Consider the following 19,821-nt stretch of genomic DNA (forward strand, 5'->3'; position numbering starts at 1 on the left):
CACGCGCGTGTCGTCCGTCCGATCACGCGTGTCGTCCGTTCAGTCACGCGTGTCGTCCTTCTGATCACGCGAACCGGCAAGGGCGTCCCGGAGATCTGGCGGCTCACAGCCGCCAGGGGACCTTGTCTTCGGGTGTGTAACGGCACGAGGAACCGGTGGTGACGGCCGCGCGCAGGTGCGCGGCCAGCGCCGGATGCTGCTCGTCGAGTTTGCGCAGGGTGTCCCGGATCCGGGCGGTCACCGTCTTGCGGGCGCGTTCCGCCTCGTCACCGAGCCGCCGGGTGCGGCCGCCGAGACCGGCCGCGGACCGCAGTTCGGCGAGCAGCGCGTCCCGTTCACGGTCCAGCGCCGCGGCGCGGGCGTCCTGGCCCATCCCGGTCGCGGTGTCGATCAGTTCGTCCAGTTCGTCGAGCCGCGCGCGGTACCGCGCTTTCGCCTCGTCGTCGAGGACGGCGTCTCCGCCGAGGCTCTTCGCGGCGACGACCACCTCGCCACCTTCGGGATCGAGCAGCCGGACGGCCGCGATCTCCGAACCCGGCCTGCCGAGCAGGAAATGCAGATCCCGCAAGCCTTTCGAGTCCGGGAGGTGGGCGGTGACACCGTCGAAGTGCAAGGTCCACACGGCATCGTCGCGACGGAACTCCGCCCTCGGCGCGGCCGGAGCCCGCGTCTCCTCACGTGCTTTCGTCATCCTGGCCACGACCGGCCGCATGCCGAGTGTGGTGGCTTCTTCGGTCGCTTCGGCCAAGAGTGCCGCCGCGGCCGCGGTGTCGCCTTCGAGTTTCCGGCCGAGCAGTGCCTTCGCCAGCCAGGACTTGGCTTCGGTCGCCCAGACGGTGGCGCGGAGCCGATCCGCGGAGAGCACGGCACCGCGCAGCCGGTCCACCGCGTCGTTCCAGCGTTCCTGCGCCAGGTCGAGCCTGCCGAGCCAGAGGTCGACCGGGCCGGAGATCTCGCAGCCGTACAGGGAAACCAGCCACTCCCCGCTGTACGGCACGAGCAGCGCGCGAGCTGCCTCACAGCGTTCGGGATCGCGTGAGACCGCCGCCGTCTGCGCCTGGCAGCGCAACCACAACGCTTCCAGGTCGCGAGGATACGGTTTCACGTCGGCGGCGAGATCGGTGAGCCGGACGGCCTCCCCGGCGTCCTCGCGCTGGGCCGCGGTGATCGCCTCCAACAACCGGCCGTAGGAGTACCCGCTGCGCGAGATCTCGCGGTGCAGCCCGGTGAGCTCGGCGAACCGCCCCTCCAGGCACCACCGGGCCCACCGCTGCAGCTGGGTCAGGTCGGCGAAATGGGGATGTTCGTCCCCCGCGTGGCACGAGATCACCTGATCGATATACGCCTCGGCTTCGGCGAACCGGCCCTGAAGCGTGGCGATGATGCTCTGGTCGATCCGGGAGGCCAGCTGCGAACTCGGCGCCTTGCCGGTGCTCGCCAGGGCGAGAAACTCCTGATATTGCTCGAAATACCGGGGATCGCCCTGTTCCAGCTGCGCCACCCACTTGAAGGACGCCGCGTAGTGCTCCAATTCCGGGTTCGCCGTGCGGCGGCCGACGGCGACCAGTTCGTCGGTGAGCCGCTCCCGTTCCGCGGCGCTGCCCGGGCCCCAGATCGCGTCGTGCCGGGCCCACAAACCGAACAACAGCGCGGAATCGTCCTGGTCGTCGCGGGCGGTCATCATGATGCGCGCGGAGAGTTCCTGCGTCATCTCCTCGACGGTGAGCTCTTGTCCGGGCTCTCGGCCGCAAAGCCGCGTGTGCGCTTCGGTGAGCACCTTGACCGTCTCGTCGACCCGGAGGCTTCTGTGATCGGCGCGCACCAGGGTCAGCGCCAGCCGGGCGAGGAGATCGTCGTCGTCGAGTTCGTGGATGAGCGCGGAGACCTCGTCGAGGACCTGTCTGCCCTCGTCCGTCTCGTGGTGGCGGGTCAGATGCGCGCCCAGTTCGAGGGCGATGCTCGCCCGACGACGTTGGTCCTCCGCGATCTCCATCGCCCGTCGGTAATGCGTGGTCGTCTCCTCGATCGCCATCCGGCCGGTGGCGTCGACCGCGGCGGCCAGCAACAGGTCGATGGCCTGGCCGGGATCGAGTTCCCGGCCGGCGAGCAGCGCGTGGCGGGCCAGGTCCGCGGGGAAGAGGCTGTCCCGTGACGCCGGTGTCTCGCGGACCGCCGCGACGACAGCGGCATGTTGTTTCCGGCGGTCCGATTCGGGCAGGCTCGCGTACAGCGTCTCGCGGACCAGGTCGTGGGCGAAGGCGAAGCGCCCTTGGCCCTGCACCGCCACCAGCCGTGACGCGACGGCCTGGTCGAGCAGCCGGTCCACCTGGGGCACGGGGGCCGACGCCACGCCCGCGAGCAGGCGGCGGTGGAACTCCCGGCCGAGAACCGAGGCGGTGGTCAGCAGATCGAGGACCGGCTGGGGGAGCAGGGAAAGCCGACGCTGCAGGGCGTCGGCCACGCCGGGTGCGATGGTCTCGGCGGAACCGCCGCTGTGCCAGAGCCGCGCCGTCTGCTCGACGAAGAACGGGTTGCCGCCCGTGCGGCGGTGGACCTCGGCGACCAGCTCGTCCTCGGGCGCCGCGCCCGCCGTCCTGGCCATGAGCGCGCCGACCTCGTCCGGTTCAAGGCCGGTGAGAGTGACCGAAGTGGCCTTCGCGAGCAGCGGCATCATGAGCGAGCGAAGCGGGTGATCGGTCGCCTCGACCTCGACGTCCCGGTACGTGCCGATCAGCAGCAGCCGTTCGAACCAGGTGTGCTGCGCGGCGAACTCGAGCAACCGCAGCGAGGCGGCGTCGGCCCAGTGCAGATCGTCGAGCACCACCACGATCGGCCGGTCCTGGGAGGCGGCCACCAGCACGCTCGTCACCGCGTCGTACAGCCGGAACCCGTCGGCCGCGCCGTCGCCGCGCGCCTCACCGAGCAGGACGTCCAATTCGCTGTCGGCGATCGCGGCCCAGCGGCCCTGCCCGACCGCGCGCCGCAACCCGCGGACCACCTGTGTCCACGGCCAATAGCCCGGTGCGCTCGCGGAGTCCCAACAGGATCCGTTGAGCACCAGGGCGCCGAGGCGCTTCGCCTCTTCGGCGGCGCCGGTGACGAGCGTGGTCTTGCCGATCCCGGCCTCGCCGGTGACCAGCACCAGCCCGCCGTGGCTTTCGGCGGCACGGGCGATCTCCGCGCGGAGCACCCCCGCGGGATGGTCGCGTCCGATGAGCGCGGCTGACATGTCCGAATCCTCCCAGTAAGGTCCGACAATCTCACGACGCGCTCCCGATGTCAGGCGTTACCCGAGGTTCGTCGTGACCGACGGTGACCGACGTCTCCCGGTCGCCGGGAACCTTTCGCGAGGGAAAACCGACTTTCTGGACGTGACTAATCGAGTGGGACGGCGGGTGAACAACCGTCGAAATTCCGGTCCCGCCGGCCGAAGGCGACCTGTTGTGCCAGGTCAGGTGGTCAGCGGCTGGAGTAGGGTACGGGGTATGGGGAGCATTCGCTCGCGCGTGTTGGCTTGGATCGGCCGCCGCTACCTCGCGCGTCAGCAGAAGAACGGTTTCGACCTGTCCAAGATGTCGATCATCCCGGACAACGCGCTGCTGCCGCTCAAGCGCGACGGTCTCGACCCGGTGGCCGAGCTGGGCCGGATCCGCGCGACGGAGCCGATCAGCAAACTCGACCTGCCGTTCGGGATGAACGGCTGGCTGGTCACCGGCTACGACGAGGCCAAGGCCGTACTCGGCAAGGTGAGCGAGTTCAGCAACGACTTCACGAACCTGGTCGGGAACGCGGGCGTGACCGAGGACCAGAACCCCGGCGGGCTCGGGTTCGCCGATCCGCCGGTGCACACCCGGCTGCGGCGCCTGCTCACACCGGAGTTCACCATGCGGCGGCTGTCGCGCCTGGCGCCGCGGATCGACGAGATCGTCGCCGACCAGCTCGACGCGATGGCGAAGACCGACGGTCCCGTCGACCTGTGGGAGGCCTTCGCGCTGCCGATCCCGTCGCTGACGATCTGCGAACTGCTGGGCGTCCCGTACGAGGACCGCGACGATTTCCAGCGGCTGAGCACCGCCCGGTTCGATCTCTTCGCCGGCGCGGGCGCGTCACTCGGAGCGATGACCGAGTCACTGTCCTATCTGGACGAAATCGTCAAGAAACAGCGCGAGAACCCGGGCGACGGACTGCTCGGCATGCTCATCAAGGAGCACGGCGACGAGATCGACGACCGCGAACTCGCGGGCCTCGCCGACGGTGTGCTCACCGGCGGGCTGGAGACCACGGCGAGCATGATCGCGCTCGGCGCGCTCGTGCTGCTCAAGGACCGCTCGCTGTTCGAGACCGTCCGCGGCGACGACGGCGCCGTCCACAAGTTCGTCGAGGAACTGCTGCGGTACCTGACCGTCGTGCAGATGGCCTTCCCGCGGTTCGCCAAGGAGGACATGGAGATCGCGGGCGTCCGGATCGCGAAGGGCGACATCGTGCTGGTCTCGCTCAACGTCGCGAACCGTGACGGCGGCCTCGGCGAGGACATGGAGAAGTTCGACGCGACCCGTGAGCCGACGTCACACCTCGCCTTCGGCTGGGGCATCCACCGGTGCATCGGTGCCGAACTGGCCAGGATGGAACTGCGCACCGCGTATCCCGCGCTGGTACGCCGGTTCCCCGAGATGCGGCTGGCGATCGAACCGGACGCGGTCGGCTTCCGGAAGGTCTCGATCGTCTACGGCGTCGACGCGTTGCCGGTGCTGCTGGACTGATCCTCAGGCGACTCCTCTCGGGCGGAATTGGACGCTGATCCTCGGCCCGACCGGTTTGGCGGTCTTGGGGACGGCGTGTTCCCAGGTCCGCTGGCAGCTGCCGCCCATGACGATCAGGTCGCCGTGGCCGAGGGCGTGCCGGACGGTCTCGCCCCCGCCACGCGGCCGCAGGGCCAGCTGGCGGGCGGCGCCGACCGAGACGATCGCCACCATGGTGTCCTCGGTGCGGGAACGGCCGGTGTCGTCGCCGTGCCAGGCGACGCTGTCGCGCCCGTCCCGGTAGAAGCACAGGCCGGAGGTCACGAACGGCTCGCCGAGCTCTTCCGCGTAGTGCGCCGAGAGCGTCTCCCTCGCCTCCGTGAGGATCGGGTGGGGGAGCGGCATGCCCTCGCGGTAGTGGCTCAGCAGCCGCGGGACGGCGACGACGCGGTCGTACATCTGGCGCCTTTCGGCGTGCCATGGCACGTCTTCGGCGAGCCGGGTGAACAGCTCGTCCGCTCCGGAGAGCCAGCCAGGGAGCACGTCTATCCAGGCGCCACGGGTCAGCTCGGTGCGCCGGAGCCCGTCGAGCGAGCCCAGCCCGAGCGCGGCGCACTCGTCGAACAGCGAGGCTTGAAGCGCGGGGGTCATGGCGACCGAACCTACCCCGGTTCCGCTCATTTGTCGAACGGGTGTTCGAGTGGCACGATGGCGAGCATGATCGACACAGCGAAGTCCGCCGATGGGACGCCGATCGTGTTCGAACGCCGTGGCGCGGGACCGGTCGTGGTCGTCGTCGCGGGTGCGGGCAACGACCGGCACGGCGACGAACCGCTGGTCGCGGAGCTGACGGCCGAGTTCTCCGTGGTGACCTACGACCGGCGGGGACGCGGCGACAGCGGGTGTACCGCGCCGTACGCGGTCGAGCGCGAGATCGAGGATCTGGCCGCGGTCGTCGCCTCGCTCGGTGAGCCGGTGATCGTGCACGGCATCTCCTCCGGCGGCGCGCTGGCCCTCCTCGCCGCCGCGGCCGGCGTGCCGATGACTCTGCTGTCGGTCTTCGAGCCGCCCTATCGCGGTGAAACGGAAGAGGTTCCCGAGGGGTACGCCGAGCAGATGCGCGAGCTGGTCGCGGCGAACCGGTGGGACGACGCCGTCGCCCTGTTCATGATGTCCGCGGTCGGCGCTCCGGAGGAGGCCGTGGCAGAGGCCAAGGAGACGCCGGTATGGGCCGAACTGCGGTCGTTCGCGCCGACGCTCGTTCACGACGCCTTCGTGATGAGGGACTCCAAGGTGCCCGGCGAGCTGGCGTCGGTCGCGACGCCCGTCCTCGTGGTGAACAGCAACGGCAGCACGGACTGGCTGAAGACCGCCGCTCTCGTCGCCGCGAAGGTGATCCCGGGGGCGAGGCAGGTGGAGCTGGACGGCGAGTTCCACAGTGTCCCGCCGGAGCGGCTCGTGCCGGAACTCAGCGCGTTTTACCGGGATCCTCGGTAAGCCGCAGGTAGGCCGCGCCGCGCGGGGAGATCCGGTAGCCGACTTCGAGGCTGAGCGTCAGGCCGAGGTTCTTGAGCTTGCGGATGTCGAGCTTCAACGGATCCTTCTCGCGGCCGAGGAGGTCGGCGAGTTCTTGGGCGCGGCGTCCGGGATTGTCGCGGATGAGGCGCAAGGGTCTCGTGCGTCCACGGACGCCGTCTGTCCATCTTGGACAGTCGTTCGCGGATTTCCTCGAAGTCCTTTTCGGACAGTTCGGCGTCCGCGCTGAGCGCGCGCCGGGGATCGGGGCCGAGGTGGCGCAGGCCGATGCGGTACACCGGGGCGTCCGCGGGGCCGCGCAGAGTGCCCCGCACCGCGTTCGCCGACTCGGCGCCGGACCGGCGGCCGTCGGCGTCGGTGATGGCGGCGGGGTCGACGCTCTCGACCGAGACGACCTCGATCACGCCGGCCTCCAGGCGCATCACGTCGCCAGGGTGGACGTTCTGTTTCGACCAGCGCCGGAAGGCCAGGTCGATCGTCCCGGCCGCCAGTCCTTCGAGGACCGTCAAGGAGAGGATCACCGTCGTTACCCAATCAGCGGGACGCCGGGGCGTCAACGTCTTGTCCGACGACGGTTCGTACTCGTACAGTCGCAGCCTGGTCCTGGTCTGGACCATCACCGCCGCCCTGAATGTGCAGGAGGCAGGATGCGGAGACGACTTCGGACCGCCGGGGTGGTCGCGGCGGCCGTGCTCGGCCTGATCGCGTCGGCGATGCCGGCGAACGCTCAGGTCGGCACCGGGCCGTGGACGGCGGAGAATCCGTCGTTCAACGTCCAGGAACGCGGCTGTGGCAACGTCGACGGGCTGAACTTCGAGCTGACCTGCTCCACCGGAAGCGGGGATCAGCGGGCGGAACGGCGCTACGTGACCTACACCGGCGGGACCCGGCAGTTCGAGGGATCGTTCCGGATCACCAGCATGGCGGGCACCCGGATCAGCCTCAAGCAGACCTTTCGCGACGCGCCGACCGCCGGGCCGTACTTCATGCTCGCGGTCGAACGCGGCGGGCGACTTTACGCCGTCCACGGCGGGGACACGCTGGGGAGCGGGGCGACCGTCGGGACGTCAGTGCGGGTCAACACCGTGCACCAGGTCGGGAGCACGCACAAGGTGTACATCAACGGCTCGCTGAAGCAAACCGTGAGCAGCAGCGGCGGGAGCTACTACGACAAGTTCGGTGCCTATCGGACCGCGAGCGGCGCCGGACCGGTCAAGGTGGCCTGGAGCGGGATCAAGTTCTGGCGGAAGTAAGCCTTATGTCCGTGAAGGCCTCCTTCACTACCTTCAGGGGAGGCCTTCACGGCACGGGCCCGCGGCGCCACGCGTCGAGGTCCGTCCAGGCCTGGAGCGTCTGCCTGCTCTCGAACCGGCGGCGTTCCCCGGTGACCGGATCGGTGAACTCGAGGACTTTCGCCAGCAGTTGCAAGGGTTCGGTGAAGTCGTCGAGCGGGGTTTCGGTCAGCTCCGGGTAGAAGTCGTCGCCGAGGATCGGCAACCCGAGACCGCTCATGTGCAACCTGAGCTGGTGGGTGCGGCCGGTCGCGGGGATCAGGCGGTACCGGCCGAGGCCGTCGCGGTGCTCGATCAGCTCGACGCGCGTCTCGGCGTTGGGTGGCCCGTCGACCTCCTGCGCGGCGATGACGCCACGTTCCTTGACGATGCGGCTGCTGATCTCGCGCGGCAGCACGAGGTCAGGGTCGTAGCGGGCGATCGCTTCGTATTCCTTGTGCACCAAGCGATCCCGGAACATCGTCTGGTACTTGCCGCGGACTTCGGGGGTGATCACGAACAGGATGAGCCCCGCGGTGACCCGGTCGAGCCGGTGCGCGGGGCTGAGCCGCGGCAGGTCGAACTCGCGGCGCAGACGGACCAGCGCGGTCTGCAGGATGTGCCGCCCGCGCGGGATCGTCGCGAGGAAATGCGGTTTGTCGGCGATCAGGAAATGCTCGTCGCGGTGCACGACGGAGACCTCGAACGGCACGTCGACCTCGTCGGGCAGGTCGCGATGGAACCAGATGAACGAGTCCGGCACGAACGGGGAATCGACGCCAAGCGGCCCGTCGAGCCCGACGATGCGCTCCTCCCGGAGCATCTCCTCGATCCGCTCGGGCGCGACGCGGGGGAGCCGCTCGACGAGGTGCTCCCGCAACGTCGTCCACGGCCCCTCGGCGGGCATCTTGAGCCTCGCGGGGTCGAGCCCGTGGCGAGGCGGGAGCGGGGGGCGGAGCTTGCGTCTCATCACCGGGCACTCTAGCCGCGACGGCTTGTCGGGCCTGGTCGCGGGCGGCTTCCTGGGTGGTGCCTGGGGTCTCGGGTGTTGCGAAAGCCACTTTCGCAACCTTCAACGTTGCGAAAGTGGCTTTCGCAACCCCGCAGGAGTTATCCACAGTGGGGCTGGTGTGGCGAGTTGTCCACAGGTCTGCGAAACGGGGCTGGCACTCGATCGGTCGGGGCGCTGACGATCAAAGGATGAAAACCGGAGACTGGGCCCGTGACTCCGAGGGGCTCTATCAACACAGCCGCGGTGGCGTGATCACCGTCGCCAGACTCGGGGAACTGGGCGTCCCGTCCATGACCTGCTATCGCCGGTGTCGTCCCGGGAAACCGGTGGCAACGACTGTTGCCGGGTGTCGTCCTGCTGAGTTCCGGGCGGCCGACGCGGCGGCAGTTGATCGATGCCGCGCTCATGTACGCGGGCCCGGACGCCGTGGTGACAGGTGTGGTCTCTTGCCGGAGGCAGGGACTGCGGGGGATGCCGGACCATCCCTTTCTCCTCCACCTTCTGGTTCCCCTCGAACACAAGGTGGGCAGTTCCGGGCATGTGCTCATCGAACGCACGACCCGGCTGCCACAGACGATCGTGGTCGATGGAGTGCCGCTGGCACCGTTGGTGCGGTCGGTACTCGACTGCTGTCGCCGCCTCGGCTCTCGCCAGGATGTTTCCGCACTGCTGGCAGAGGCGGTGCAGCGAGGCGCGAGCCTTCCGGGGCTGTTCGGCGAACTCGACGCCGGGAGCAGTCGTGGCACCGCGATCCCGCGTGAGGCGTTGCACCGGATAGCGGACGGTGCCCGCTCCGCCGCGGAGGTCGACGCGATGAAGGTGTGGCGGATGAGCGGCTTGCCGGAACCCTTGTGGAATCACGAGTTGCGGGACGAGAACGGCGAGTACATCGCGACCGCCGATGGCTATTTCGTGTCGGCCGGTATGGCTTGGGAGGTCGATTCGTACGACTTCCACTTCGGCAAGCAGCAGTACGCCGCGACGGTGGCCAGAAACGCCAGGTACGCCGCCGCGGGGATCGTCGTTCTCCAGACCTTGCCCAGCCGCTTGCGAACGGAACCGAAGCGGGTGGCCGCCGAACTCGTCGCCGCCCACCGTGCCGCCCTTGCCCGCAATCGAGCCGCTTGAGGGCCGCGCTGGGACGTTGCGAAAGCCACTTTCGCAACCTTCAACGTTGCGAAAGTGGCTTTCGCAACGTTGGGCAGCGTGAGTAGCAGCGGCGGAAGCCGACAGCGTGACGGCAGACCTCAGGAATCAGGCCTGATTCCGGTACCGCGTGAGGTACCGCTCGGTCACGTCGGCTTCCGCGACCGCGACGGCCTCCGCGCGCGTCCGGCGCCCGATGCCCGGCGGGAAGCCGTTCTTGGCGAGCCGGTGCTCGATGCTCTCCTCCATGTAGGCCATCGAGTAGAAGTACGCGACGAGCGCGGCCATCAGCACGATCGCCAGCCGCAGGGTGAGCGGGCCGGGCAGGAGCAGCCACATGGCGCACAGCGGGGCGATCATCACCGTGCTGCGGGCGACGTGCCGCCAGCGCCAGCTTCCCGTGGTCGCGTCGTGGAGGATCCAGTCGTGGTAGCGCTCGGGCAGCCTGCCGCCGAGTGAGTACCACAGCCAGCGGAACACGTCCGGGCGCTTGCGGGGCATCGGGCGACTCCTTCCGTCGATGCACTCACAGTACACTAATGATTAGTACGCTAAATATTAGCGCCACGGCTAGGATCGACCGCATGAACTCGGAGGGGCCGGAGATTAAGTCGATCGATCTGGGCGAGGATCCGCTCGCGCTGGAGCGTCAGGTGTGTTTCGCGCTGTCGGTCGCGTCGCGCAGCGTCATCGCCATCTACCGTCCGTTGCTGGAACCGCACGGGCTCACCCATCCGCAGTACCTCGTCATGCTGGCGCTGTGGGAGCGGGGACCACAAGCCGTCAAGGACCTGAGTGTCGCTCTGCGTGCCGAGCCCGCGACGCTGTCGCCGCTGCTCAAGCGCCTGGAGACGATCGGTTACGTCACGCGCAGGCGCCGCTCCGAGGACGAGCGGCTGCTGACGGTCGAGCTGACGGAATCCGGTCGCGCGTTGCGCGCGGAGGCCGAGAAGATCCCGTACCGCGTCGTGGAAAAGCTCGGCATGGAGGTCTCCGAGCTGGAGGCGCTCCACAAGGCACTGACCCGCGTCATCGAAGCCACGGCTTGAGTGAACCGAAACCGGGGTGTGACGAAATGAGCGTGTGAAGCCGCTCCGCGGTGGGTAATTCCCGTCACGCCAACTCAAAGTGACAGGAAGATGAGGGACCGTGACCACCTCGACCCCCGCGCCCACGCAAACAGGTCTGGAGCTCAAGACCAGGCTCAACGCCTACCTGGAGGACGTGGCAGCGGCGCTGGGGATACGGATGGACGCGTGCACGGTCGACCTCGCCGGTCCGGTCACCGCCCGGCTTAGGCTGAACTGGCGCCTTCCCGGTTTCCCCGAGCGCGACGTCGATCTGCTGTGGCACGAGGAGCACGGCTGGTCCGCCGCCGTGGCGACGCATTCGGGCGACGATCACCATGTCGTCGTCGCCTACCTCGGCGGCCGGACGGTGGCGTCGCAGCCGAGGCTGATCGCCAGGTTCGCCGAAACCCTCCGCACCGGCGAACACCAGGACTGCTGGCCCGGCGCGCCGACGTTGCGCACCGCCGGCGGGCCGTCCGCGCTCGCCAAGGAACTTTCCGCCTGGGCCTGAACACGCCGAGCGCGAACGCGATCTGTCTCAGGGACTGACGGTCAGCTTGCCGAGTATGCGCGCGACGACGGCGTCGAGGTTGTCCTCGAGGAAGAAGTGACCGCCCTCGAACACCTCCGTCTCGAACGAGCCGGTGGTGTGCTCGCGCCAGTTTTCGACGTCCGGGAGGTGCAGGACCGGGTCCGCGTTCCCGGCGAGTGCCACGATCGGGCAGCTCACGTCGGAGCCGGGCCGGTAGCGATAGGTCTCGACGGCCTTGTAGTCACCGCGCAGCGCGGGCAACGCGAGCGCGCGGATGTCCGGGTCGGCGAAGATCGAGGGGTCCGTGCCGCCGAGACGGCTCACCTCGTCGAGGAAGGTGTCGTCGTCGGCGAGGTGAAGCGACTTCTCCTTCTGGATATCGGGACCACGGCGGGCCGAGACGAAGAGCGCGGCCGGGACGATGCCTCGCGCTTCGAGCCGCCGGGCGACCTCGAAGCCGACGATCGCACCCATGCTGTGCCCGAAGAGGGCGAAAGGTTCCGGGAACGCGGCGGCGACGTCCACCAGTTGCTCGGCCAGGACGTGGATGTCGTCGATGACCGGCTCGCCCATCCGGTCCTGCCGCCCCGGGTATTGGGCGGTGTGCACCTCGATCGTGGGCGAGAGTGCCGCCGAAAACGCGCGGTACGCGCTCGCCGAACCGCCCGCGTGCGGGAAGGCGAGGAGCCGCATCCCGGCCGACGGTGCCCGATGGAAGCATCGCGTCCAGCTGCTCGAAGCCTGTCCTGCCATCGAAAAATCCCCCAATCTGTGCGGGAACGGCCCGCACGACACTGGAATGTACGGGGGGTTCGCGGAATGAGTCCATGCTTGTGCGGGGTTGTTCACGCTGGGAACACGGGAAGGGAGCAAGTGTGGCGGAGGACCTGAAGATCAGGATCGGTGCCGGGCTGGGGACCGGGACGGCGCCCGGGGAGTTCGGGGCCGCGGTCGATCTGCTGGAGCGGGCGGGTGTCGATTCGCTGTGGCTGCCCGAGGCGGTGTACTCGCCGAGGATCGACCCGGTCGTCGGGCTGACGCACGCGCTCGCCCGCACCACGAAACTGAAGGTCGGCACCGGGGTGATGGTGCTGCCCGGCCGTGACCCGGTCCTGGTCGCCAAGCAACTCGCCTCCCTCGCCGCGCTCGCGCCGAAACGGGTCCTGCCGGTCTTCGGGCTGAAACCCGCGCGCGACGCGGAACTGCCGTTGTTCCCGGTGCCGCAGGGCCGCCGCGCCGCGGTGTTCGACGAGTCGTTGCGGCTGATCAGGGCGTTGCTGGAACAGGAAGAAGTGACCTTCCACGGCGAGTTCTTCCGCGTCGAGGGCACGGGTCTCGGCATGCGACCGGTCAAGCGGCTCGACCTCTGGCTCGGCGGGAAGGCGCCGGGCGCGCTGCGGCGGGTCGGCAGGCTCGCGGACGGCTGGCTGGCCAGTTTCCTCACGCCGGAGGAGGCACGTGCCGGACGCGAGGCGATCCAGGAGGCCGCGGCCGAGGCGAGCAGGGAGATCGAGGCCGACCATTTCGGCATCAGCCTCATCGTCGCGGAGGACGGGATCCCGGACGCGCTCGCGGCTTCGATCGGGGCCAGATCCGACGCGGACCCGTCCCGGCTGATCGCGGGCAGCTGGAGCGCCGCCCGCGACCTGATCGCCGAGTACGTCCACGCCGGGCTGAGCAAGTTCGTGCTGTACCCGGCCGGGCCGGAGCCGATCGAGCGGTTCGTCGAGAACTTCGTCGAGCACGCCGTCCCGCTGCAGAACTAGTCGAACTTCAGCTCTTCGGTCCGCCGCGGCATCAGCAGCAGCGCGCCGACGCTGAGCACGGCGACCACCAGCATCGCCAGGAAGACGTGGTGCGTGGCGTCCGCGAGGGCGCCGCGCACGAACGTCGTCGTCGGGGTGTCCGGGCCGTGGCCCTCCAGGACGACACTGGTCGCGTCGACCCCGGACGGCAGGCCGGTGACCCCCGCGGGCGGGCTCGCGAACCGGCTCGCCAGGGTGGCGTTCGCGATCGCGCCGAAGATCGCCACGCCCACGGCGCTGCCCAGCGAGCGACTGAACATGTTGGTCGCGGTGACGACGCCGCGCCGTTCCCAGCCGATCGTGGACTGCACGGCGATCAGCGTCGGGCTCGACGCCAGCCCCAGGCCCAGCCCGAGGACGAAGGCGGCCGAGGCAGCCAGCCAGATCGACGACCCGGCCGTCAGGAACACGGTGAGCGCCGCGCCCGCGATCACGATCCCGCTGCCGATCAGCGCGGTGTCCCGGAACCCGATCCGCATGTAGACGCGGCCCGCGAGCGACGCCGAGATCGGCCAGCCGACGGTCAGCGCCGCCAGCGCGAATCCGGCGACGAGCGCGCCGGTGCCGAGCACACCTTGCGAGAAGGTCGGCAGATACGAGGTGAGGCCCATCAGCAGCATGCCGACGACGACGGCGATCAGGTTCCCGCCGATCAGGGTCCGTTTGGTGAAGATCCACAGCGGCAGCACCGGCTCGTCGGTCTTGCGTTCCACGAACACGAACGCCACCAGCAGCACCACCGCGCCGCCGAAGATCGCCAGGCTCGGCGCGGACGCCCAGCCCCAGGCGACCCCGCCCTCCAGCAGGCCGAGGATCAGCAGCGAGCAGCCGAGGGTGAGCAGCGTGGCGCCGAGGTAGTCGATGCGGTGCGAGCGACGCTCGACGCGTTCGCGGAAGTTCCGGAACAGCATCCACGCCGCCAGCGCGCCGAGCGGCAGGTTGATGAAGAAGATCCAGCGCCAGTCGAGGTACTCGGCGAACACACCGCCCAGCGTCGGCCCGACCACCGACGAGATGGCCCACACGCTGGCGAGGTAGCCCTGCACCCTGGCGCGTTCCTCGACCGTGTACATGTCGCCGACCATGGTCAGCGCGATCGGCTGGATGGCGCCCGCGCCGATGCCCTGCACCGCGCGGGCCGCGATCAGCACCGGCATGCTCCAGGCCGCGCCGCAGAGCACCGAGCCCAGCAGGAACGCCGCGATCCCGAAGAACATCACCGGCCGCCTGCCGAGGACGTCGGCGAACTTGCCGTACAGCGGGACGGTGACCGCCTGGGTCAGCAGGTAGATCGAGAACAACCACGGGAACTGCGAGAACCCGCCCAGATCGGCGACCACCGAGGGCACCGCCGTGGCGATGATGGTCGAGTCCAGCGCGATCAGGCCGGAACACAGCATCACGGCGATCAGGACGGGGCCGCGTTCGGACCGGAAACCGACCCCTTCCTTCGCGGTGACCGGGGCCGGGGTGGTCATCTGTGACGGTCTCCTCAGGCTCATGAACGGCGTCAACTATTTCGCATGGGTAAGCATTCCACGGAGACACCCGGTCATGGGACTGATTTCTTCCGTGAGCCATCCCGCAAAATGGCTCGGATGAGCACCTGGATCCGCCCGATCGGCCGCGGCTGGGCCGTCCGCGACAGCGTCCCGGGGCCCGACGTCGACGAGTTCGCCGACCCGGGCCGAGTGGAGGCCGCCCTCGCCGGGGCGCACGGCGACAGCCTGCTGGCGGTCCAGCATCCGGCGAGGACCCCTGCCGCGCTGGCGGGCGGCCTCTCGATCGAGGCGGCGTTGCCGCAGGCCAGGGCGACGTTCGAGCGGATCCGGGAGCGGCACTACCGCCCGGTCGCCGACGTCGTCGCGCCGTATCGCATCGACGGGCCGGACGGGGTCGCGCTGGGGGTGCTGTGCCTGGTCGATCCGGCCGCGGTCCGGGATGACGGGGTGACCCGGGTGCGGCACACCGAGGACGTCTATCCGGACGTCGTCGCGGAGCGAGCGGCGATGCTCGCCGGACTCGGTGTCGCGACCAGTGCCGCGATGCTGGTCCCCGCGACCGGCGGCCGGGAGCTGACCGCGTTGATCGAGCGGTTCTGCCGGGGACAGGTGCCGAGCCTGTCCACAGTGGACGGCCCGGGTCGCGAACACGAACTGTGGCTCGCCGGCCCCGGGCCTGCCCAGGACGAACTGCTGGCGGCCCTGGACGAGCTGGATCTCCTGGTCGCCGACGGCAATCACCGGGTCGCGGCCGCCGCGGCTTCGGGGCGCGGCGCGTTGCTCGCGCTGGTCACGGGCGGGCCGGGGCTGCGGATCGGGCCCATCCACCGGGTGCTCGCCGGCACCGGTCTCGACCCGGCCACCCTTCTCCGGCGCTGGACGGAGGCGGGGTTCGACGTCCATCCCGGCCCGCCGGGTCCGCCCGCCGAGCCGGGCGAGGTGACCGTGCTGGCGGGCGAGTCGGCCTTCCGGGTGACGCTCGGCAAGGCGGGCGGTGACCACGCGGTGGTGGAACAGGAGCTGCTTCGCGGAGCGCTCGGCGTCGATCCGGAAGGACCGAACGTGCGTCCGTTGCTGCCGGGCACGCCGGTGCCCGAAGACGCGGACGCGGTATTCCTGCTTGCTCCGGTTCCGTACGCGGAGGTGCTCGCCGTGCACGCGGCCGGATCGCGGATGCCGAGGAAGGCCACCTACTTCACGCCCAAACCGCGGAGCGGGCTTCTGCTGGCCGAACTTTGACGCCGCGCTTTTGTCGGTGACGCGGCCTAGGATCGGCCTCGTGGAATTGCCCGTGATGCCACCCGTCAAGCCGATGCTGGCCAAAGCCGTGCACGAACTGCCTCGCACGCCGGGGCTGCTCTACGAGCCCAAGTGGGACGGCTTCCGGTGCGTGGTCTTCCGCGACGGCGACGAGGTCGTGCTGGGTTCGCGCAACGACAGGCCGCTGACGAGGTACTTCCCCGAGCTGGTCGAGCTGCTCAAGGAAGCGCTGCCCGAGCGTTGCGTCGTCGACGGCGAGATCGTGCTGGTCACCGAGGGCGGGCTCGACTTCGAGACGCTCCAGCTACGCCTGCACCCGGCGGCGTCCCGGGTGAACAAGCTGGCCGCGGAGACGCCCGCCAGTTTCGTGGTGTTCGACCTGCTCGCGCTGGACGACCGGGATCTGACGCCCGAGCCGTTCGGGGAGCGGCGGAAGCTGCTCGAAGGCGTCGTCGACACGAAGCTCGCCCGGGTCCACCTGACCCCGCTGTCCGAGGATCCCGACGTCGCCCAGGACTGGTTCACCCGGTTCGAGGGCGCGGGTTTCGACGGTGTGATGGCCAAACCCGCCGACGCGCCGTACGAACAGGACAAGCGGGTGATGTGGAAGGTCAAGCACCAGCGGACGGCGGACTGCGCCGTCGCCGGATTCCGGTGGCACAAGGACGGTGTCGGCGTCGGTTCGCTGCTGCTCGGGCTCTACAACGACGAAGGCGTTCTGCACAGTGTGGGCGTGGCCAGTAGTTTCACCGCCGCGAGGCGTCGTGAGCTGGTGGAGGAGCTCGCGCCGTTGCGGGAGAACGCGCTGGAGAACCATCCGTGGCGCGAGTGGGCCGAGACCCACGAGGAGGCGGGCGGGCGCATGCCGGGAGCGGGGAGCCGGTGGGCGCCGCAGAAGGACCTGAGCTGGGAGCCGCTCCGCGTCGAATGGGTCGCCGAAGTCCGCTATGAACACGTGGAGGGCACGAGGTTCCGTCACGGCGGGAGGCTCGTGCGCTTCCGCCCCGACCGTGAACCGGCCTCGTGCACGTACGCGCAGCTCGAAGAGGTCCCGCCCGCCGAGCTGGCCACTTTGTTCACCGAACTGGGGGAAACATGAAGGCAGAGCCGGTCACGCTGGACCTCGACGGCGTCGAGTTCGCGGTCTCCAATCCGGGCAAGGTCTACTTCCCGGAGCGCGGTGAGACCAAATTGGACCTCGTCGAGTACTACCGCGCGGTCTCGGTGCCGCTGCTGGAGCAACTCGGCGGCAGACCCCTGCTGCTGGAACGCTATCCCGACGGCGCGGGCGGGAAGTCGTGGTTCCAGAAGAGAGTTCCGAAGAACGCCCCAGGCTGGCTGACCACGACGGTGGTCTCCACCCCGAACGGCACCACCTCGGACGCGCTCGTGGCGAAGGACCTCGCGCACATCGTCTGGGCGGTGAACCAGGGCTGCCTCGGTTTCCACGTCTGGCCGAACCGGGCCGACTCGCTGGACATCAGTGACCAGCTCCGCATCGACCTCGACCCGTCGCCGGGGATCGGGTTCCCCGAACTGCGGCATGGCGCCGTCCTGGCGAAGGCATTGCTCGATGAGCTGGGCATTACCGCGCAGCTGAAGACCTCGGGCTCGCGCGGCCTGCATCTCTACGTGCCGCTGGAACCGAAGTGGGACGGCTACGAGGTCCGCGCGGCCGCCGTCGCGCTCGCCCGCGAACTCGAACGACGCCACCCGGCGGAGATGACGGCGCAGTGGTGGAAGGAAGAACGCGGCTCCCGGGTGTTCGTCGACTTCAACCAGAACGCGCCGCACAAGACGGTGTTCGGCGCGTGGTGTGTACGGCCGCGGGTCGGCGGGCAGGTGTCGACGCCGATCGGCTGGGACGAACTGGAGACCGTCGAGCCGGACAAGCTCACCCTGTCCACTGTGCCCGCTCGGCTCGCGGAACGCGGCGACCCTTGGCAGGGAACGAAACCGCAGTCGATCGAGCCGCTGCTCGAAATGTCCAGGAAGGACATGGCGGACGGGCTGATGGACGCGCCCTGGCCGCCCGTCTATCCGAAGATGCCGAACGAGCCGCCCCGGGTCGCGCCGAGCAGGGCCAAGAAGGACAGCGTTTAGTCCTCTGAATGCGGTACTTGCACGCGCAACTACCGCATTCAGAGGACGAAATGCGGGGGGTCAGAGCGGTAAGTCGAAAGCGAGTTGCGTATTCGCGGCGGGTTCGGCCTTACGGGTGGAACGGTGGCCGGGCAGGGTCGCGGCGCAGCGGGGGCACGGGGCGACGTCGGTGGTGGTGAGATCCACCGGTGTCCACAACCGGGATTCCTTGTCCCCGCAGGCGGAACGCCGGTATCGGAGGTCCTCGGAGCGGGTCATCAGATGCGCGGCGGGGGAGTCCTCCGGCAGCGCGCCGACCAGGTACCAGCGTCCGGCGGTGTTCGTCATGGAACTGTCCTCCCGATACAGGTGGTCCAGCTCGAGATTCCTTCCGCAGCCCAGTGTCAACGAGACTCGCCGCGATTCCCGGTATTTCGGTCTTTCGGCGTGTCAAAGTACGTCCGGTCCGGACACGCGTGATCGGGGGCGTAACTCGGCACCGGGGGCGCGAGCGGGCGTGTCAGTCCTGAATGAACCGCAGCACGCGCAACATGCCCCGGTCGTCGATCGCCTCGGGATCGTCCGCGACGCATTCCTCGAGGCGCGCGGTGACGGCGTCGGTGTCGATCCCCGAGCCGATCAGCACCAGCTCGCTCCGGCGCGGCAGGCCGGCGGGCCACGCCGAGCGGTCCAGCTGGATGAAGGAGCCGACGGTGTGCAGGCCGAACCGGGAGCGCGGGCCGTTCGGGCCGAAGTCGAGGAAACCCTTGATCCGGTAGAGGCCGCCGGGGCGTTGTTCGAGGAAGTCCATCAGCCGTCGCGGGTCCAGCGGCCGTTCGGTGGTGAAGGCGACGCTGTCGTACGCGGTGTGGAAGTGGTGCTCGTGGTCGTGCTCTTCCTCGCGGAGGTCGTCGAACGACAGCTGACCCGCCCGTTCGCGCGGCCGGGCGTCGAAGAACAGGGTGGGGTCGATCCGGCCGTGGGAGGTCGCGATCACCGGGGTGCCGGGCGCGACCTCGTCGATCGTGCCGCGCAGTTTGGCCAGGGTGTCCTGGTCGGCCCGGTCGGTTTTGTTGAGCACGACCAGGTCGGCGAATCCGAGGTGCTCGTCCAGCTCCGGGTGCCGCTTCCTGGTCGTCTCGAACTCGGCGGCGTCGACGAGTTCGACCAGGCCGCCGTAGGCGATGACGGGGTTCTCGCTGGCGATCATCAGCCGGATGAGGTCACGCGGTTCGGCGAGTCCGCTGGCTTCGATCACGATGACGTCGATCCCGGCCTCGGCCTCGGAGAGCTTCGCGAGCATGGCGTCGAGCCCGCTCGCGTCGACGGCGCAGCACAGGCAGCCGTTGCCGAACGACATCATGGTGTCGACCTGGCCGGAGACGGCCATCGCGTCGACCGCGATACTGCCGAAGTCGTTGACCACGACCCCGATCCGCGCGCCCTGCCGGTTGGCCAGCAGGTGGTTGAGCAGGGTGGTCTTGCCGGAGCCGAGGAAGCCCGCGACCAGGATGACCGGAATCCGCCTGTCGACCACGATTGTCCTTTCTCCTCGGAGCTCCCCGCACTCTAGCGACGGCGGGAGCGGGCCAATACACCGGCACGGGGAAAGAGCAGAAGGGGTTCGCTGTCGAATACGCTCGAAAGAGTGATCGGCGCCGATCATAAAGTGATCTTGGCTGGGGGGTGATCATTTATCGAGACGTAATTCGGTGAATATCCCGCGAAGTCGTAATCAATTCCAAATATTGTCGTCCGCAAGCTTTCTAGCTGCATAAATGTCAGCTCGGGTGCAGCTTCTGCCATTTGGAGGATCGTGGTCGTCTTTTCGTGAGGTATCGTCTTTCGTCTGGTCCGGACCCGGCC

Annotated in this window: 20 protein-coding genes; 11 read left to right on the plus strand and 9 right to left on the minus strand. The window is 69.1% G+C overall.

Annotated features, from left to right (window positions below):
* Positions 1-103: 103 nt before the first annotated feature.
* On the minus strand, positions 104-3,229 hold the full coding sequence (locus ACLJQ7_RS19325) for an ATP-binding protein (RefSeq protein WP_410649568.1): 3,126 nt from the start codon (positions 3,227-3,229) through the stop codon (positions 104-106).
* Between the two features lie 256 nt (positions 3,230-3,485).
* Here ACLJQ7_RS19325 and ACLJQ7_RS19330 point away from each other — a divergent pair, with 256 nt between their 5' ends.
* A complete protein-coding gene (locus ACLJQ7_RS19330) occupies positions 3,486-4,760 on the plus strand; it encodes a cytochrome P450 (RefSeq protein WP_410649569.1) in 1,275 nt (424 codons plus the stop codon).
* Positions 4,761-4,763: 3 nt separating this feature from the next.
* On the opposite strand, the gene ACLJQ7_RS19335 is transcribed toward ACLJQ7_RS19330, so the two are convergent.
* The gene (locus ACLJQ7_RS19335) at positions 4,764-5,390 is read right to left on the minus strand and encodes an alpha-ketoglutarate-dependent dioxygenase AlkB (protein ID WP_410649570.1); all 627 of its coding nucleotides are present in this window, start codon (positions 5,388-5,390) and stop codon (positions 4,764-4,766) included.
* A 66-nt stretch (positions 5,391-5,456) separates the two neighbouring features.
* Between ACLJQ7_RS19335 and ACLJQ7_RS19340 the strand changes: the two genes are divergently transcribed.
* Positions 5,457-6,236: an alpha/beta fold hydrolase gene (locus tag ACLJQ7_RS19340; RefSeq protein ID WP_410649571.1), complete on the plus strand. Its 780-nt coding sequence runs from the start codon at positions 5,457-5,459 to the stop codon at positions 6,234-6,236.
* On the opposite strand, the gene ACLJQ7_RS19345 is transcribed toward ACLJQ7_RS19340, so the two are convergent.
* Complete coding sequence (locus ACLJQ7_RS19345; protein ID WP_410649572.1) at positions 6,208-6,408, minus strand: hypothetical protein; 201 nt, start codon at positions 6,406-6,408, stop codon at positions 6,208-6,210. The genes ACLJQ7_RS19340 and ACLJQ7_RS19345 overlap by 29 nt on opposite strands.
* Before the next feature lie 134 nt (positions 6,409-6,542).
* Here ACLJQ7_RS19345 and ACLJQ7_RS19350 point away from each other — a divergent pair, with 134 nt between their 5' ends.
* Both ACLJQ7_RS19350 and ACLJQ7_RS19355 read left to right on the plus strand, forming a co-directional pair.
* Positions 6,543-6,977, plus strand: a complete 435-nt coding sequence (locus tag ACLJQ7_RS19350) for a hypothetical protein (protein ID WP_410649573.1) — start codon at positions 6,543-6,545, stop codon at positions 6,975-6,977.
* Entirely contained in the window at positions 6,923-7,528 is a 606-nt protein-coding gene (locus ACLJQ7_RS19355) for a hypothetical protein (protein ID WP_410649574.1), read from the plus strand. The genes ACLJQ7_RS19350 and ACLJQ7_RS19355 overlap by 55 nt, the downstream gene beginning before the upstream one ends.
* 46 nt (positions 7,529-7,574) lie before the next feature.
* Here the strand turns inward: ACLJQ7_RS19355 and ACLJQ7_RS19360 are convergent, their stop codons facing one another.
* Positions 7,575-8,516 (minus strand): pseudouridine synthase, encoded by a 942-nt coding sequence (locus ACLJQ7_RS19360; protein ID WP_410649575.1) that lies wholly within the window; start codon positions 8,514-8,516, stop codon positions 7,575-7,577.
* Between the two features lie 381 nt (positions 8,517-8,897).
* Between ACLJQ7_RS19360 and ACLJQ7_RS19365 the strand changes: the two genes are divergently transcribed.
* Positions 8,898-9,686, plus strand: coding sequence for a hypothetical protein (locus ACLJQ7_RS19365; RefSeq protein ID WP_410649576.1), 789 nt, complete (start codon positions 8,898-8,900; stop codon positions 9,684-9,686).
* Positions 9,687-9,812: 126 nt separating this feature from the next.
* Here ACLJQ7_RS19365 and ACLJQ7_RS19370 read toward each other — a convergent pair whose 3' ends face one another.
* Positions 9,813-10,205, minus strand: a complete 393-nt coding sequence (locus ACLJQ7_RS19370; protein WP_410649577.1) for a DUF5313 domain-containing protein — start codon at positions 10,203-10,205, stop codon at positions 9,813-9,815.
* Positions 10,206-10,288: 83 nt separating this feature from the next.
* On the opposite strand from ACLJQ7_RS19370, the gene ACLJQ7_RS19375 reads away from it, so the two are divergent.
* Entirely contained in the window at positions 10,289-10,753 is a 465-nt protein-coding gene (locus ACLJQ7_RS19375) for a MarR family winged helix-turn-helix transcriptional regulator (RefSeq protein WP_410649578.1), read from the plus strand.
* 100 nt (positions 10,754-10,853) lie between these two features.
* Positions 10,854-11,285, plus strand: a complete 432-nt coding sequence (locus ACLJQ7_RS19380) for a DUF6292 family protein (RefSeq protein WP_410649579.1) — start codon at positions 10,854-10,856, stop codon at positions 11,283-11,285.
* Positions 11,286-11,312: 27 nt separating this feature from the next.
* Here ACLJQ7_RS19380 and ACLJQ7_RS19385 read toward each other — a convergent pair whose 3' ends face one another.
* Positions 11,313-12,059 carry a thioesterase II family protein gene (locus tag ACLJQ7_RS19385; RefSeq protein ID WP_410649580.1) on the minus strand — a complete coding sequence of 249 codons (747 nt, stop codon included), beginning with the start codon at positions 12,057-12,059 and terminating at the stop codon, positions 11,313-11,315.
* Positions 12,060-12,181: 122 nt separating this feature from the next.
* On the opposite strand from ACLJQ7_RS19385, the gene ACLJQ7_RS19390 reads away from it, so the two are divergent.
* On the plus strand, positions 12,182-13,072 hold the full coding sequence (locus ACLJQ7_RS19390; protein WP_410649581.1) for a TIGR03854 family LLM class F420-dependent oxidoreductase: 891 nt from the start codon (positions 12,182-12,184) through the stop codon (positions 13,070-13,072).
* Here the strand turns inward: ACLJQ7_RS19390 and ACLJQ7_RS19395 are convergent.
* A complete protein-coding gene (locus tag ACLJQ7_RS19395) occupies positions 13,069-14,589 on the minus strand; it encodes an MDR family MFS transporter (protein ID WP_410649582.1) in 1,521 nt (506 codons plus the stop codon). The genes ACLJQ7_RS19390 and ACLJQ7_RS19395 overlap by 4 nt on opposite strands.
* A gap of 111 nt (positions 14,590-14,700) precedes the next feature.
* Between ACLJQ7_RS19395 and ACLJQ7_RS19400 the strand changes: the two genes are divergently transcribed.
* From ACLJQ7_RS19400 to ligD, 3 genes are read left to right on the plus strand one after another with little or no spacing between them, the layout of a single operon-like run.
* Positions 14,701-15,852: a DUF1015 family protein gene (locus ACLJQ7_RS19400; RefSeq protein ID WP_410649583.1), complete on the plus strand. Its 1,152-nt coding sequence runs from the start codon at positions 14,701-14,703 to the stop codon at positions 15,850-15,852.
* 40 nt (positions 15,853-15,892) lie between these two features.
* Complete coding sequence (locus ACLJQ7_RS19405) at positions 15,893-16,972, plus strand: ATP-dependent DNA ligase (RefSeq protein ID WP_410649584.1); 1,080 nt, start codon at positions 15,893-15,895, stop codon at positions 16,970-16,972.
* Positions 16,969-17,976 (plus strand): non-homologous end-joining DNA ligase, encoded by a 1,008-nt coding sequence (ligD, locus tag ACLJQ7_RS19410; RefSeq protein ID WP_410649585.1) that lies wholly within the window; start codon positions 16,969-16,971, stop codon positions 17,974-17,976. The genes ACLJQ7_RS19405 and ligD overlap by 4 nt, the downstream gene beginning before the upstream one ends.
* Positions 17,977-18,036: 60 nt before the next feature.
* Here the strand turns inward: ligD and ACLJQ7_RS19415 are convergent, their stop codons facing one another.
* Together ACLJQ7_RS19415 and ACLJQ7_RS19420 are read right to left on the minus strand one after the other, a co-directional pair.
* On the minus strand, positions 18,037-18,303 hold the full coding sequence (locus tag ACLJQ7_RS19415; RefSeq protein ID WP_340682962.1) for a hypothetical protein: 267 nt from the start codon (positions 18,301-18,303) through the stop codon (positions 18,037-18,039).
* Between the two features lie 172 nt (positions 18,304-18,475).
* A complete protein-coding gene (locus ACLJQ7_RS19420; protein ID WP_410649586.1) occupies positions 18,476-19,492 on the minus strand; it encodes a CobW family GTP-binding protein in 1,017 nt (338 codons plus the stop codon).
* Positions 19,493-19,821 lie beyond the last annotated feature (329 nt).

The organism is Amycolatopsis sp. cmx-4-54 (assembly GCF_046548895.1).
Taxonomy (GTDB): Bacteria; Actinomycetota; Actinomycetes; order Mycobacteriales; family Pseudonocardiaceae; genus Amycolatopsis.